The organism is Winogradskyella sp. PG-2 (assembly GCF_000828715.1).
GTDB lineage: Bacteria > Bacteroidota > Bacteroidia > Flavobacteriales > Flavobacteriaceae > Winogradskyella.
Genome location: NZ_AP014583.1, coordinates 211,164 through 227,500, shown reverse-complemented (window position 1 = coordinate 227,500; position 16,337 = coordinate 211,164). Strand labels below are relative to the sequence as shown.

Genomic DNA, 16,337 nt, shown 5'->3' with positions numbered 1-16,337 from the left:
GCGGCCGTAACTATAACGGTCCTAAGGTAGCGAAATTCCTTGTCGGGTAAGTTCCGACCTTCACGAATGGTGTAACGATTTGGATACTGTCTCAGCCATGAGCTCGGTGAAATTGTAGTATCGGTGAAGATGCCGATTACCCGCAGTGGGACGAAAAGACCCCGTGAACCTTTACTATAGCTTAGTATTGGCTTTGGATAAGTAATGTGTAGGATAGGTGGGAGACTTTGAAGTGGCGTCGCTAGGCGTTGTGGAGTCATTGTTGAAATACCACCCTTTGCTTATCTAGAGTCTAACCTCTAATCAGGGACAGTGCTTGGTGGGTAGTTTGACTGGGGTGGTCGCCTCCAAAAGAGTAACGGAGGCTTCTAAAGGTTCCCTCAGCACGCTTGGTAACCGTGCGTAGAGTGCAATGGCATAAGGGAGCTTGACTGAGAGACATACAGGTCGATCAGGTACGAAAGTAGAGCATAGTGATCCGGTGGTTCCGTATGGAAGGGCCATCGCTCAAAGGATAAAAGGTACTCCGGGGATAACAGGCTGATCTCCCCCAAGAGCTCACATCGACGGGGGGGTTTGGCACCTCGATGTCGGCTCGTCACATCCTGGGGCTGGAGAAGGTCCCAAGGGTTGGGCTGTTCGCCCATTAAAGTGGCACGCGAGCTGGGTTCAGAACGTCGTGAGACAGTTCGGTCTCTATCTACTGTGGGCGTTAGAAATTTGAGTGGATCTGACTCTAGTACGAGAGGACCGAGTTGGACTAACCTCTGGTGTACCAGTTGTTCCGCCAGGAGCATTGCTGGGTAGCTACGTTGGGAAGGGATAAGCGCTGAAAGCATATAAGCGCGAAACCCACCACAAGATGAGATTTCTTTAAAGGGTCGTGGAAGATGACCACGTTGATAGGCTATAGGTGTAAAGGCAGTAATGTCATAGCCAAGTAGTACTAATAACCCATAGGCTTATTGTACGGCAGTTTTTTTAGAGTACATATTATTTATTCATGAATCATTTTTCAATATGTTAAGATATTAGTGTTTTTAACTACACATCATAAAGTCTTTAAGCTAAGCTTAAGGATAAAGATTTAAGGTGGTTATAGCGACGGGGCTCACCTCTTACCATTCCGAACAGAGAAGTTAAGCCCGTTTGCGCCGATGGTACTGCTATTTGTGGAAGAGTAGGTCGCCGCCTTTTTTGTGTCAACAAAAAGTTGATATTTATTTAAACCCTTACTATTTATTTAGTAAGGGTTTTTTTTGGTTTTGGTACTGAATGTATTTAGTATATAGAAGTTAGTTCTAAAAGCAATTTTGAAGTATTACTTTTTATTTTTAAATATGCTATCTAAAATAGTGTTGATTCCCTTGTAAAGGAAATAGATTGCAGCAATACAAATAAGAATAGACAATGTCAATAATGGAATGTAAAGTGGTTTAGTATCATTTATAACTGCTACTCGAAAAACACTAGGACCTGTAAACATAAGTATAAGACAAATACCCATTTGTTTTAACCCCTTTAACAAAATAACTTTATCAGTTCTATTATTCTCGTCCATATGCTGCTATACTTTTTCTTACGTTTTTATACTTAGTAAGTAATTGAGTTGCATCTTCTTCGGAAATCTTTAATTGATTCATAATCATTTTGATACCTCTATTCACCAACTTATCATTACTCAGTTGCATATCCACCATTTTATTTCCTTTTACTTTTCCTAGTTGAATCATAGATGTTGTGGTAATCATATTAAGAACTAGTTTTTGAGCTGTACCAGCTTTCATTCTAGAACTACCAGTTAAAAATTCTGGACCAACAACAACTTCTATTGGAAATTTTGCTGTCAATGCTAACGGACTAGCTTCATTACATGTAATACAACCAGTCAATATATTTAATTCATTACATTTTTTTAAAGTACTTATAACATAAGGTGTAGTTCCTGATGCAGCAATACCAACAACAACATCATTGATTGAAACATTGAAAGCTTTTAAATCCTGCCAACCTTGCGTTGTTGAGTCTTCTGCATTTTCAACCGCTTTTCTTATTGCATCATCTCCACCAGCAATAAGACCAATTACTAAATCATGAGAAACACCAAACGTTGGTGGACATTCTGATGCATCAAGTATACCTAATCGTCCACTAGTACCTGCTCCAATGTAGAATAATCGCCCGCCTTTTTTTAATTTGAGAACTATTTGTTCTGTAAGAGCTTCAATTTGAGGTAATACTTTTTCTACGGTCAATGCAACAGTCTTATCTTCCTTATTTATATTAGTAATAATCTCATTGATGGACATATTTTCCAGATTATTATAATGAGAGTCTTGTTCAGTGGTTTTGGTAAAAATCATATTTTAAAGGTAAGAAATAAATTTAGCTGAAAGACAAGCCATTTGGCTAAGGACAAAATAAAAATTATTCAATAGTGTATGTAACTTGATCAACCTCTGAGAGTCTAAAATACCCAAAAGGATAGTTATCTGGATTTGTTACATTAATACAATTACCTCTAACTGTTGCTGGTTGTGTTTCAAAAGGGCCACCTCCGTCATCACTTCCTTGTTGAAGTAAAATGAACATAAATTCATAGAATCGTTCTGTAACTCCATAATTTCTGATGGTCACTATATCTCCTGATTCCAAATCTTCTTCAGTGTAAAATCCAAAAATTTGATTTCCATCAGTGAATGTATCATCATAAACTTCTAATGTTGGTATTACAGGAATATCACTTGTGAACTCAAAGAAGTAATAATTCTCTACATCAATTGGATCTGTGTAATATGCTTTCAATTCAATATCCTCTCCTGTAAAACCACCTTCATTGATTTGTTCTATATAGTCTATAGAAACTACTGATTTTAATGTTTCTGTTGCTGTATAAGTTTCGTTATTATAGTTAATCTCTAAACTGTACGATTGGTCTATTTCTGGAATGAAATTATTATTTCTATAGATACCTGAACTTCCGTCTTCTATAAAATTGAAAGTAATATTATTAGAATCTACAATTTGTACTAAGGCTCCATTGGCAGGTGGGATAGTCTCATCAAAAAATGGAGCTGATAATGAAAGCTTAATACTTTGCTCATTTCCTGTTGTATTCTTAAACCAATTAATTGATGCTTCTACAACTAAACGTGGTTCAGTTTCATTGAGCTCAACATCAATAACGTCCTCACAACTAAACAAGAAACAAAAAGTAAAAACTAGATATAATACCTTTTTCATGACTTAAAATTTAAAATTATAGGAAACAGAAGGTACTATCCCAAAAATTGCTAGTCTTACAGCTTCATTTGTTCCTGACATTCTATTTTCTCTAAACGATATACTTGCTGCATTTCGTCGGTTGTAAACATTATAAATTCCGAAGACCCATTCTCCTTTGAATTTTTTAGTACTTTCAGGTTTTGGGTTATAGTTTACAGCTATGTCTAAGCGATTATAAGATGATAATCGACTTGAGTTTCGAGATTCAAAACTTGGTATTACTATACCATTATATTGATACTGACCATTTGGAAATGTTACCGGTTGCCCAGTTTGAAATAGGAAATTAGAGCTAAAAGACCATTTTTTATTCAGTTCATAGCTTCCTGTTATGGATATATCATGAGTTTTGTCAAATGCGGTATTATACCATTTACCATTATTAATTCCAGTTTCTGAAGCTCTTCTACCCGGTGTTTTTTGCTCAGATTTTGACAATGTGTAAGCTAACCAACCCTTTAATTTTCCTTCATTTTTTCTTAATAGCACTTCCAAACCATAAGCTCTGGCCTTTCCATTTAAAATAACTTGCTCAATGGCGTTGTTAGCGATTAAATCAGCGCCATCTATATAATCAATACGGTTCTTAATAGATTTATAAAAACTTTCAATTTCTAATGAGAATTTATTGTCTTTAAAACTTCTAAAATAGCCCAAAGCGACTTGATCTAAGAGTTGTGGTTTTACATATTTTCCACTAGGAGTCCAAACATCTAATGGAGTAGGTGAACTTGTATTTGAGAGAAGGTGTAGATATTGACTCATCCGATTGTAGCTTGCTTTTACTGAGGAGTTCTCATTAAGTTGATACGCTAATGCTAAACGTGGTTCTATATTGGAAAAGGATTCAATAACATCACTTCTGCTAAAATTTTCTGTCCCATTCGGATCTGCCTTTTCATATATTCCAATATCTTCATTAAACAGTACAGGATTATCATTATCGTATACATTAAGTTCGTCCTGCCCTAGACGATGAAATGTACTAAAACGTGCACCATAACTTACAGATAATTTATTACTTAACTTATGTTCAGCATCTAAATAAACTGCATTTTCAAAAGCATATTTATCAATTAGCTTGAAGGGATTAATACCAGAGCTTTCATTAGTAGGATTAATTTCACCAGGATTAAATTTATAATAGATACTGTTTAAACCATATTCGAGTTTAAAATTATTACTGATGTAATGTTTAAAATCGTATTTCAGATTAAAGTTTCTAATACCAGATTCCCAATCAAATTCTACGAAGTCTAATTTGAGACCATAATAATAATCTGAATAAATTAATGATAGGTTTGAAAATAACTTATCAGAGAATAAATGATTCCATCTAAAATTAACCACTGTATTTCCATATGTATTTTCAAAACTATCGGCCAATTCAAATACATCACGACCAAAATAACCCGATAAGAAAATACTGTTATTGTCATTAAATCTATAGCTTAATTTAGTATTTAGGTCGTAGAAATAAGCTACGTTGTCTAAATCAAAAAGCGGTAAAAATAAATGGGCATAACTACTTCGTCCACCTAAAAGAAAAGATCCTTTGTTCTTTTTTATCGGTCCTTCTGCAAGTAGTCGGCTAGAGATTAAACCAATTCCACCATTCATATGGAAATCACTACTATTTCCTTCTTTCTGATAGATATCGAGTACAGCAGAAACACGTCCACCATACTTTGCAGGAATCCCACCTTTATATAATTTTATATCCTTTATGGCATCTGGATTAAACACTGAAAAGAATCCAAATAAATGTGAAGAATTGAATATCGTTGCCTCATCTAAAAGAATAAGGTTTTGATCTGCTGCACCACCTCTAACATTAAAACCAGATGAGCCTTCACCAGCATTTGTTACACCTGGAAGTAATGTAATTGATTTTATAACATCAACTTCTCCTAAAACCACAGGCATATTCTTTATCGTTTTAATAGATAAAGCATTAACACTCATTTGAGGTTTTTTAATATTCAGTTTTTCAACATCTTCTTTAATCACAACTTCATCAAGACTTTCTGCAGATTCAACGAGTTTAAAACTCTTTGACATATCAGAATTTAGATCAATAGTTTCTGAAATAGTTTTATAACCTAAATAACTTATTTGAATTTTATAAGAGCCAGATGGTAATGTGATAGAGTAGAAGCCGTATTCATTAGTCATAGTTCCGGATTGAATTTCTGGTACTATAATATTAACACCAATAAGTGTTTCATTACTTTCAATATCAGTTACGACTCCACTAAGTGTAAATTTTTCCTGTGCTTGAAGAAATAATGGACATAATAAAAAGAGAAATAAAATTCTTTTAATATGTATTAGCATGAGTTATGACTGATTTTATGATTTTTACTTATTATAGAGACGCTTCAAGTCTCAAAACGTAACTTCATAAGCGAAATTAATTCAAAACAATAAAAAAAGCTTCCCGAAATAAGCTTTTAACATAACCTTAATTATTAAGTTATTATGAGTTTAAAATTTTATTTAAAGAACTGCTAGGTCGCATAGCATTGCTTACTAAATTTTCATTTGGAAGATAGTAACCATCAATATTTACAGAAACACCTTGACAGTCTATGAGTTCATTAATAATAGCATCTTCATTAGATGACATAGCTTTATATATATCTGTAAATTCAGATTTTAAATCTGCATCTTTATCTTGATTTGCTAATGCTTCAGCCCAATACATTGCTAAGTAAAAATGACTTCCTCTATTATCAAGTTCATTTACTTTTCTAGAAGGTCCTTTTTTGTTTTCTAATAATTTATCAGAAGCATCATCTAAAGTTTCTCCTAAGACTCTTGCTTTAGCATTATTATTTACCTCTGCAAAATGCTCAAGTGAAACAGCTAAAGCTAAAAACTCACCTAAAGAATCCCAACGTAAATGATTTTCAGTAACAAATTGTTGTACGTGCTTAGGTGCAGATCCACCAGCACCAGTTTCAAATAAGCCACCTCCATTCATTAAAGGAACAATAGATAACATTTTTGCACTTGTACCAACTTCTAAAATTGGAAATAAATCAGTAAGATAATCTCTAAGTACATTTCCAGTTACTGATATCGTATCTTTACCATCCTTAATGCGCTCCAATGTAAAATTAGTTGCTTCGATAGGTGACAAAATTCTAATATCTAAGCCAGTTGCATCGTGGCTTGGTAAATATTCATTTACTTTTTTAATTAATTCAGCATCGTGTGATCTATTTTTATCTAACCAAAAAACCGCAGGAGTTTTTGACGCTCTTGCTCTTGTAACAGCAAGTTTAATCCAATCTTGTATTGGTGCATCCTTAACTTGGCACATTCTCCAAATGTCTCCTGCTTCAACATTATGATTTGTTAAAACTGATCCTGATGCATTAATAACTTCAACCTTACCATCTGAAGCTATTTCAAAAGTTTTGTCATGTGAACCATATTCTTCAGCTTTCTGAGCCATAAGTCCAACGTTTGGAACAGTTCCCATAGTAGTAGGATCAAAAGCTCCGTGTTTTTTACAAAAATCTATTGTAGCAATATAAACACCTGCATAACTACTATCTGGTATTATCGCTTTAGTATCTTGTTGTTTACCTTCAGCATTCCACATTTGACCAGAAGTTCTAATCATTGCTGGCATTGATGCATCAATAATTACATCACTTGGCACATGAAGATTCGTAATTCCTTTATCAGAATTTACCATAGCTAAATCTGGTCCATTCTCTAAAGCTGTCTTTATATCGTTTTCAATGTCGCTACGTTTAGATTTTTGTAACTCTTCTAAGTTTTCAAGTAAATTTCCAAAACCATTATTAACGTCAACACCAATTTCTTCAAATGTTTCAGCGTGTTTTTCAAAAACAGATTTAAAATAAGTTCTTACAACATGCCCAAAAATGATTGGATCAGAGACCTTCATCATTGTAGCCTTCATGTGTAAAGACATTAAAATATCTTGTGCTTTTGCATCCTTAATTTCAGAATCTAGGAAACTTAATAATGCTGATTTACTCATTACAGTAGCATCAATAATTTCTCCATTTAATAAGGCTAAATTATCTTTTAAAACCGTTTGATTTCCAGAAGCATCAGTATGAACAATCTTAACAGATGTAGCTTTATTAATAGTTACCGAAGTTTCGTTATGTGCAAAGTCACCATGCGACATGGTAGCAACATGTGTTTTAGAATCAGAAGACCAAGCTCCCATACTATGTGGATTTTTTCTAGCATAGTTTTTTACCGCCTTTGGTGCACGTCTATCTGAGTTTCCTTCTCTAAGTACTGGGTTTACAGCACTACCTTTTATTTTATCGTAACGAGACTTAATCTCTTTATCCTCAGCTGTTTTTACATTTTCAGGATAATCCGGTAATTTAAAGCCTTTAGCTTGTAACTCTTCAATAGCATCTGTAAGTTGTGGTATTGAAGCACTAATGTTTGGTAATTTTATAATATTGGCTTCTGGTTTTTTGGCAAGTTCGCCCAATTCTGCTAGAGCATCTGCTACTTTTTGATCTTTAGTTAAGAAGTCCGGAAATGTAGCTAAAATTCTTGCTGCTAATGATATATCTTTAGTTTCTATTGTAATACCAGAAGACTTAGTAAATGCTTTTACAATTGGTAAAAATGAACGTGTTGCAAGTGCTGGTGCTTCGTCGGTTTTTGTATAAACAATTTTCGCTGTTTTTGTCATAGGTCGTTAAAATATTTTGAATGCTATTTAGCTTAAAATTTTGCTGTGCAAATATACAAAAACGATAACGTTTTCTTAGTATTAGATTAACAGTAAACTGCTAAATATTTTGTGATTTTGATAATAAAAATGAGTAGAATTTAGATATTACTTTATTCTAACTTGAAATGAATTTAATAGCCCAAAACAATTTTCTTTAGAAAAGGTCGAATTCTTTATTTTATTGTCTGAAGGATGAATTGAAAAGTTATATGCAGTTGAGAAATCTGAGCTTTCTACATTTGAGGCATCGAATATAGCATCTTTTAAATCGCATTTTGAAAATGTTACATGTTTAGCTTCGGTCTCAGTGAAATCAACGCGATGCATTTTGCAGTTTAAAAATTTTGTGTTGCTAATTTTTAGCTGATAAAAGGAACTTAAATTTAAAGTACAATCTATAAAGCCAAATGCTAATAGAAAATCATTACAATTCTGAAATTGAACACCAACCAATTTACTACCGCGAAAAGAAACATCATTAAATATAGTATACGTTACATTGACATTACTTAGATTACAATCGATGAATTCGCATTCTAAAAAGGAATTGTTAGAGAGATCCGAATTTTCAAAATTACAATTTACAAATGTGCACTCAGTATATTCACCTTTAGTTAGTTTAGCAGTTTCGTAATTCTGATTTTTGAATTCTTGATTATCTATAAATGGAAGGTTCATAATACAAGGATACGAAAGATATGATTAAGATGGAGGAGATATTGAAATGGCTTAAATCTAAAGTAACATAAAAGTTCTATAAAAACAAAAAGCCATTTCACTACAGATAAATCTGTCTTGATATGGCTTTTATAGAAACAGTAATGACATGACTTATTCAGTTTTCACTAAATCGGATGTATGACTTACACCACCATCCTTTTCAGTTCAAGCTTTCCTGCTTCAACGAAACGTTTCATACCTTTCAAAATGTATTGACCTGATACTACTAAGTTTCTAAGTTTGCTTTCCTTGATATTTTTTTATTTATCATTCACTTGCGTGTTTGACACCTCTAAAAACATTGCTCTTCCTTTTCATGTTCACTTTCGATTCCATTACATCTTCAAAGCTTTTCACTATCTACTTACAACCTACAATGCATACTGTAACTATCTAGCTTCATAATTCACTTTACAGCACTTGCTTACACAAGCCGCTCATAAACCTCAAAAAACAATCTCATTAAATAAAGAACGTTACTCTATCAACAATATAACATAAATCTAAAATTACTTTTATAACCAAACCGAGGTTTGTTGTTTATTATTCAGCTAAAGTATATGAGAATTGCGAATAAACAATTTTTTTAACGATTTAGATATCAACATCTTATAAACTGGAGTTATTAACAAAAGTTAATAAACTAAAAAAAGCTCTCAATTTTGAGAGCTTTTTGTAAGTTTTATAAGTCGTTAAATTATTTTCTTCTAACTTCTTTAATTCTTGCTTTTTTACCAGTAAGACCTCTAAAGTAGAAAATACGAGCTCTACGTACTTTACCTCTTTTATTAACTTCTACTTTTTGTAAAGCAGGTAAGTGCACTGGGAAGATACGTTCTACACCAATAGTTCCTGACATTTTACGAATAGTGAATGTTTCTGAAGTTCCTGTTCCTTTACGTTGTAATACTACACCTTTAAAGAACTGTGTACGTGTTTTATTTCCTTCTTTAATTTCGTAATACACAGTGATGGTATCACCAGCACTAAATTCTGGAAGATCTTTACGGGTTACAAATTCGTCTTGTACAAATTTTACTAAAGAATTCATTTTGTTTTGTTTATAATGGTTATTTCAAATCAACATTCACGATTCTCGCCAGAGGTTAATCCAAAATTGGGTGCAAATATAGTTAAAAACTTAAAATTAGAAAGTGAAAACTTAAAAGTTTTTTAGGTAATTCCAAATAAGGTATTATTCGTTATTTAAGAGGTCTGGACGACGGTCTTCAGTTCTTTTGTAGGCTTGTTCTTCTCTCCATTTTTCAATCTTTGGAAAATTACCACTAAATAATACTTCTGGTACTTTTAAACCTTTGTACTCTCTAGGTCTTGTATATATTGGTGGTGCTAATAAACCATCTTGAAACGAATCTGTTAATGCAGAAGTCTCATTACCTAATACACCTGGTATTAATCTTATGACAGCATCACATAAAACTGCTGCTCCAAGCTCTCCGCCAGATAATACATAATCTCCAATAGAAATCTCTTTTGTAATGAATAGATCTCTAACACGCTCATCAACACCTTTATAATGTCCGCAAAGAATTATAATATTTTCTTTTAGTGAAATTTGATTAGCGATGCCTTGATTAAGCTGATCACCATCTGGTGTCATGTAAATAATCTCGTCATAATTGCGTTCTACTTGTAGTTTTGAAATGCATTTATCAATAGGCTCTATAAGCATTACCATACCAGCTCCACCACCAAATTGCGTATCATCAATTGCTTTGTAGCCACCAGTTGCATAATCTCTTAAATTATGAAAATACACTTCTACCAAATCCGCTTCTATAGCACGTTTTAATATAGAAGCCTCAAACGGACTTTTTAAAAGCTCTGGTAATACAGTTATAATATCTATGCGCATGGTTTAATCTTAATAGATTGCAAAGATATGTTTAATTGTTATATTTTTTGGAATGCGTTTTTCGAAGTTCGTTTAATGGTTGGGCTATGGTTTTCATAGCGGAATCGTCAGAGAGGACTATTCCGATATCACCAAGCCTTTATTTCAGTGCAGGAATTTTCGTTTAAGAAATTCCGCTGCAATGAATAATTACCCATGTTGCAAACTTTTTTTATCTTATTTATTACCATTTTTCACGTTGCGATTGCATTGCACTTCGCAACATTGTGCAATTACGTTGTTGCGTTTTATTATTCTGAGTGAAATTCCAAGATTTTTAAAATGCGCTTTTCTTAATTACTGCTAATATTCACCATAAATAAGTCAATATACATGTTTTTAGAACCGTATAAATATGTCAATTTTGTAGTGTATTAAATTAATAGATGATCAATGAAAAAGATAAATCTAATACTAGCACTAACAAGCCCTATATTATTCGTTTTATTTATAATGGTAAGTCCTTTCTAAATTATATATAGATTGATAGATTCAAATAAATCTGAAATGGACTTAACTTAAGTCTTCATATAAAATACTTGTGTAATTATGAAATGGTTTGTAACAGTTCGCAGGGCATAAAAGCGTTTCAATGGTTTATATCCAATGGTAAACGAAGTTAGTTGAAAAAAACAAAGTCAAGCGCTCAGATTAGCTATGCACTGTTCTCTACAACTCCAAATATATTCAAAGCTATAAGGAATTTTATGTTCACTTATCCATGATTTTATATATGCTTTATGATAGTCTACTTTAAACGCTACAACCTGATAAGGTTCTATTTCTTTTTCAATTAGAATGTCATCTTTAAGCCTATTAAAATCAGAATTATCAGAAGTGTAATCCCAACGTTCTCCATTTATATTTAAGTAACAATGTGCTTCCGGTATAAAGTCAATATTGTTTTCACTTAGCACACTACCAAATTTTGGCGTATTAGACGCATTCATTTTGTAGATACCAAGAATCAGTTTTATATGAGGTATGGCATTTAAATTTGCAATTTCTTTTAATAGTGCATGCTTAGAACTACAAGTACCTTTATGTTCTTTAATTACTAAGTCTAGATCGTGCCTATTTTTATTTCTACCATAAGGCATCTTTTTTATAAACTGAACTAATTCTTCCCAAGAATTCACATCCTTATTTATGAGTAGTTTGGTTAAGTTGTCTTTAGAATTTAGTTTGTAGTTAACGCTCATTTAATCTTCCTTAGGTTCTGTTTCCTTCTTTGCTTTTTTTAATGAGATATAAAAACCCTATAATTAATAATATAACTAGCAGCCATTTAGAACCATAGCTACTATAATTTACGGCATCAAATATGGTATTAAAGTCGAGCCTACTCATGTAATCAACTTTAGAAAGATCTTCATACAAGAGCATTAGTTTTTTATCAGAAACCCTAAGCGCAATTGGTTTTAAAACTATGGCAATGATTAACGAAATGACAGATAGAATCCATGGATATTTTAAATCTTCTAGGTTAATTTTTTTGCTCACCTTCTTTCTAACATATAAAAGAATAATAAGACTAAAAATAAAAGTTAATATAAAAGTAAAGGCTGGTGTATAATATTGAAAGTGTATATCTAAGAATTTATCAGAGAACCCATAATGTAAATAAACATAGATTAAACTTTCTATTATCGCATGGACTGCGCTAATGAAAATAAACCCAAATAATATCCAAAGAATAATTTTATAGATTGTAGTCTTCATTCTTTGTGAGTTTTTAGGTTTACAATGTCCGATACCTTATATATAGATATTGTAAAAGCGTCAAATAAGTATAATTTCAAAATAATTTAGGTTTTACTTTCCTTTTCAAGTTCGACTTTTTTGCGCAGTTCTCAAAATGAACAGGTGTATTAATACTATAAACTCATAGTATACTCTTAATTAAATAACATATCAACAAACCATAAACAATTCATAGAAAACTCGTTTTATTTTGTAAATTTGCCTGCGTTTAACAGCGCAACATGACCACAAACCCTAAGTATATTTTTGTAACTGGCGGAGTGTCTTCTTCTCTCGGAAAAGGTATTATAGCAGCATCTTTGGCTAAACTCTTACAAGCACAAGGTTACAGAACCACAATTCAGAAATTAGATCCTTACATTAATATAGATCCAGGAACTTTAAATCCTTACGAGCACGGTGAATGTTACGTTACTGATGATGGTGCAGAAACAGATTTAGATTTAGGACATTATGAGCGCTTTTTAAATGTACCAACATCACAGGCCAACAATGTTACAACAGGTAGAATTTACCAAAGTGTTATTGATAAAGAAAGACGTGGTGAGTTTTTAGGGAAAACGGTTCAAGTGATTCCGCATATTACAGATGAAATAAAACATAGAATTCAGATTCTTGGTAATTCTGGAGATTACGACATTGTTCTTACAGAAATTGGAGGAACTGTAGGTGATATTGAGTCCTTACCATATATTGAAGCTGTGCGTCAATTACAATGGGATTTAGGGGATAATAATGCTTTAGTTATCCATTTAACTTTAATTCCTTATTTATCTGCGGCTGGTGAATTAAAAACTAAACCGACTCAGCATAGTGTAAAGACATTGATGGAAAGTGGTGTACATGCAGATATATTAGTATGTAGAACTGAGCACGAATTAAGTGATGGTCTAAAAGCAAAACTAGCACGTTTTTGTAACGTAAAGCAAGAAGCTGTAATACAATCTATTGATGCGTCAACAATATACGATGTGCCAAATTTAATGCTAGAGGAAGGCTTGGATAAGGTTGTGTTAGATAAACTGAAACTTAAAAGTGATCAACCAGACTTAGGGCAATGGAATGAGTTTTTGAAACGCCATAAAAACCCAAAGAGTGAAGTCGTTATTGGTTTGATTGGTAAATATGTAGAACTGCAAGACTCATACAAGTCTATATTAGAAGCTTTTATTCATGCTGGTGCAGAAAATGAAGTAAAGGTTAAAGTTGAATCGATTCATTCAGAGTATTTAAATGAAGACAACATAGAGTTTAAGTTGCAACATTTAGATGGTGTATTGGTAGCTCCAGGTTTTGGAGAACGAGGTATTGAGGGTAAGATAGATGCTGTGAAATATGTTAGAGAAAACAATATTCCTTTTTTAGGAATTTGTTTAGGAATGCAAATGGCAGTTATAGAATATGCAAGAAATGTATTGAATATTGGCGATGCGAATTCTATTGAAATGGATGAAGAAACTCAGAACCCTGTTATTAATTTAATGGAATCTCAAAAAGATGTCATTAATAAAGGAGGAACAATGCGTTTAGGCTCATGGGATTGTAATCTTAGTAAAGATAGTATTGCATATAATCTTTATGGTCAAACTTCTATTAAGGAACGTCATAGACATCGTTTTGAGCTCAATGAAGATTACAAAGCCCAAATTGAAGCTGCTGGTATGAAAGCAACTGGCTTAAACCCAGAAACAGGATTGGTTGAAATTATTGAAATACCAACTCATAACTGGTTTGTTGGCGTTCAATATCACCCTGAATATAAGAGTACAGTGTCTAATCCACATCCACTATTTGTAGCGTTTGTTAGTGCAGCACTTAAATTTAAAAAGAAGAAATAATATGCCACTTTGGCGTAAATGATATTTTGGATAGCTATTTGAATTATCAAAATAATTAATCGATGACCGCATTAGCGGTAAATACATATGGAAGAAAAGAAATTCGACATTAATTCTATAATAGGCTTTGTTCTCATTTTTGGGATACTATTATATATAATGTATCAAAACAGTCCGACACCTGAAGAAATAGAAGCTCAAAAAGTTGCAGAACAAGAACAGGTAGAAGCGGAGCAGAAAACAAGTAAACAAGATGAAGCTGTAGTTACTACAACTGCTCAAGACTATACTAATACCAAAGCTTTAGATTCTACACAACTAGTGGCTGCACAAAATAAAGTAGGTGCATTGTCATACGCTTTAAGTTTACCTGGTGAAGATCAAACAACTGTAACAACTGATGTTTTTGAACTTAAATTTAATAGAAAAGGCGGTCATTTAGCTGAGGTGAGATTGAGAAATTTTGTGGATTACGATTCTGTGCCAATATATTTAGTTAAAGATCAGAATAGTGCTTTTAATATTACATTTAGTACATCAGATAGTCGTACGCACAATACACAGGATTTTCCTTTTCAACCAAGTGTAACAAAGAATGGTGAGAATACTGTAGTGTCTATGAAACTTAAGTTTTCAGAGTCTGAATACTTAGAATACCGTTATGAGCTAAAACCAAATGACTATATGATTGACTTCTCAATTAAGTCAAAAGGTTTAAGTGGCGCATTTAACACCTCTCAACCGATTACTTTAGATTGGAAGCAAAAAAGTATTCGTCATGCCAAAAGTATCAGCTACGAAAATCGTTACACCAGATTAACGTATAGACACGATGGTGATAAGATTGATAAGTTAGGGCAAATGAACGATGATGAAGAAACTGTTGATGATGTCGACTGGTTATCTTACAGACAGCATTTCTTTAGTACTATTTTAGTGTCTAATGACAAACCATTAAAGAATGTAGCAATAACTTCTAAAGACTTAGTTGAAGATGAAGAAGTAGATACATTGTTTACAAAGTTATATACCTCAAAATTTCAATTGGCATATAATGGTGGTGAGGTAAACAAAAACTTTGGTTTATACTACGGACCTACAGATGCTAAAACTTTAAAAGCATACGAAAACGGATTAGAAGAAAGTATCCCATTTGGTTGGGGAATTTTTGGATGGATTAATAAAGCTTTATTTATCCCTCTATTTGGATTCCTTAGTGGATTTTTACCTTATGGTATTGCTATCATTGTAATGACAATTCTAGTAAAAATCATGTTGTCCTTTGTACAATATAAACAGTTCTTATCTCAGGCAAAAATGAAAATCTTGAAGCCAGAGTTAGATGTTATCAGAAAAAAGTACAAGGATAATAAAATGAAAGCGCAACAAGAAACTATGGCATTGCAGAGTAAAGCTGGTGCGAGTCCATTAAGTGGTTGTTTGCCAGGCTTAATGCAGATCCCTGTATTTTATGCCTTGTTTATGTTCTTTCCAACGGCCTTTGAGTTAAGACAAAAAAGTTTCCTTTGGGCAGATGATTTAAGTTCTTTTGATTCTGTATTAGACTTACCTTTTAATATTCCATTTTATGGAGATCACGTTAGTTTATTTCCAATATTAGCAGCCATTGCGATCTTCTTTTACATGAAAATGACAACAGGTCAGCAAACAGCAATGCAAGGGCCTCCTCAAGAAGGAATGCCAGATATGAGCAAGATGATGAAGTACATGATTTACTTTTCACCACTTTTAATGTTAGTATTCTTTAATAATTACGCTTCAGGATTAAGTTTATATTATTTCATTTCTAACTTAATTAGTATTGGTATTATGTTAGTGATTAAAAACTATATTATCGATGAAGATAAGGTCTTAGCTAAGATTGAAGTGAGTAAAACTAAGCCTAAGAAACAAAATAAGTTTCAAAAGAAAATGGCTGAAATGATGGAACAAGCTGAACAACAAAAACAAGCTCAGAAAAAAAGAAAGAAATAATTAGTCTATTATTAGATAAATGAAAGCCTTAGTTTTAGCTAAGGCTTTTTGTATTTTATAAGCTCAGATATTAAGT

At 32.7% G+C, this 16,337-nt stretch carries 12 protein-coding genes and 2 rRNA genes (1 of these 14 only partly in view); 4 read left to right on the top strand and 10 right to left on the bottom strand.

What is annotated here, in order from left to right; all coding sequences use genetic code 11:
* Both WPG_RS01180 and rrf read left to right on the top strand, forming a co-directional pair.
* Positions 1–970, top strand: a 23S ribosomal RNA gene (locus WPG_RS01180); it begins 1,854 nt to the left of the window's first position.
* 118 nt (positions 971–1,088) lie between these two features.
* A 5S ribosomal RNA gene (gene rrf / locus WPG_RS01175) occupies positions 1,089–1,197 on the top strand.
* A 124-nt stretch (positions 1,198–1,321) separates the two neighbouring features.
* Here the strand turns inward: rrf and WPG_RS01170 are convergent.
* The 10 genes from WPG_RS01170 to WPG_RS01125 all read right to left on the bottom strand — a co-directional run bounded on the left by WPG_RS01170 (position 1,322) and on the right by WPG_RS01125 (position 12,386).
* A complete protein-coding gene (locus WPG_RS01170; RefSeq protein ID WP_045468305.1) occupies positions 1,322–1,561 on the bottom strand; it encodes a DUF6095 family protein in 240 nt (79 codons plus the stop codon).
* Positions 1,548–2,363 (bottom strand): N-acetylmuramic acid 6-phosphate etherase, encoded by an 816-nt coding sequence (gene murQ / locus WPG_RS01165; protein WP_045468302.1) that lies wholly within the window; start codon positions 2,361–2,363, stop codon positions 1,548–1,550. Before murQ ends, WPG_RS01170 begins: the two co-directional genes overlap by 14 nt.
* Before the next feature lie 64 nt (positions 2,364–2,427).
* A complete protein-coding gene (locus tag WPG_RS01160) occupies positions 2,428–3,243 on the bottom strand; it encodes a DUF4249 domain-containing protein (RefSeq protein ID WP_045468299.1) in 816 nt (271 codons plus the stop codon).
* Positions 3,244–3,246: 3 nt separating this feature from the next.
* Entirely contained in the window at positions 3,247–5,622 is a 2,376-nt protein-coding gene (locus WPG_RS01155; RefSeq protein ID WP_045468296.1) for a TonB-dependent receptor, read from the bottom strand.
* Positions 5,623–5,764: 142 nt separating this feature from the next.
* Positions 5,765–7,987 carry an NADP-dependent isocitrate dehydrogenase gene (locus tag WPG_RS01150; RefSeq protein WP_045468293.1) on the bottom strand — a complete coding sequence of 741 codons (2,223 nt, stop codon included), beginning with the start codon at positions 7,985–7,987 and terminating at the stop codon, positions 5,765–5,767.
* 147 nt (positions 7,988–8,134) lie between these two features.
* Positions 8,135–8,707, bottom strand: a complete 573-nt coding sequence (locus WPG_RS01145) for a pentapeptide repeat-containing protein (protein WP_045468290.1) — start codon at positions 8,705–8,707, stop codon at positions 8,135–8,137.
* 739 nt (positions 8,708–9,446) lie between these two features.
* Positions 9,447–9,800: a 50S ribosomal protein L19 gene (gene rplS / locus WPG_RS01140; RefSeq protein ID WP_045468287.1), complete on the bottom strand. Its 354-nt coding sequence runs from the start codon at positions 9,798–9,800 to the stop codon at positions 9,447–9,449.
* Between the two features lie 144 nt (positions 9,801–9,944).
* On the bottom strand, positions 9,945–10,625 hold the full coding sequence (trmD, locus tag WPG_RS01135; RefSeq protein WP_045468283.1) for a tRNA (guanosine(37)-N1)-methyltransferase TrmD: 681 nt from the start codon (positions 10,623–10,625) through the stop codon (positions 9,945–9,947).
* A 677-nt stretch (positions 10,626–11,302) separates the two neighbouring features.
* Positions 11,303–11,866, bottom strand: a complete 564-nt coding sequence (locus tag WPG_RS01130) for a hypothetical protein (protein ID WP_231850233.1) — start codon at positions 11,864–11,866, stop codon at positions 11,303–11,305.
* A gap of 10 nt (positions 11,867–11,876) precedes the next feature.
* Positions 11,877–12,386 (bottom strand): hypothetical protein, encoded by a 510-nt coding sequence (locus WPG_RS01125; protein ID WP_045468280.1) that lies wholly within the window; start codon positions 12,384–12,386, stop codon positions 11,877–11,879.
* 263 nt (positions 12,387–12,649) lie between these two features.
* Between WPG_RS01125 and WPG_RS01120 the strand changes: the two genes are divergently transcribed.
* Positions 12,650–14,266 (top strand): CTP synthase, encoded by a 1,617-nt coding sequence (locus WPG_RS01120; protein ID WP_045468277.1) that lies wholly within the window; start codon positions 12,650–12,652, stop codon positions 14,264–14,266.
* 87 nt (positions 14,267–14,353) lie between these two features.
* The gene (gene yidC / locus WPG_RS01115; RefSeq protein ID WP_045468274.1) at positions 14,354–16,261 is read left to right on the top strand and encodes a membrane protein insertase YidC; all 1,908 of its coding nucleotides are present in this window, start codon (positions 14,354–14,356) and stop codon (positions 16,259–16,261) included.
* Positions 16,262–16,337: the final 76 nt, after the last annotated feature.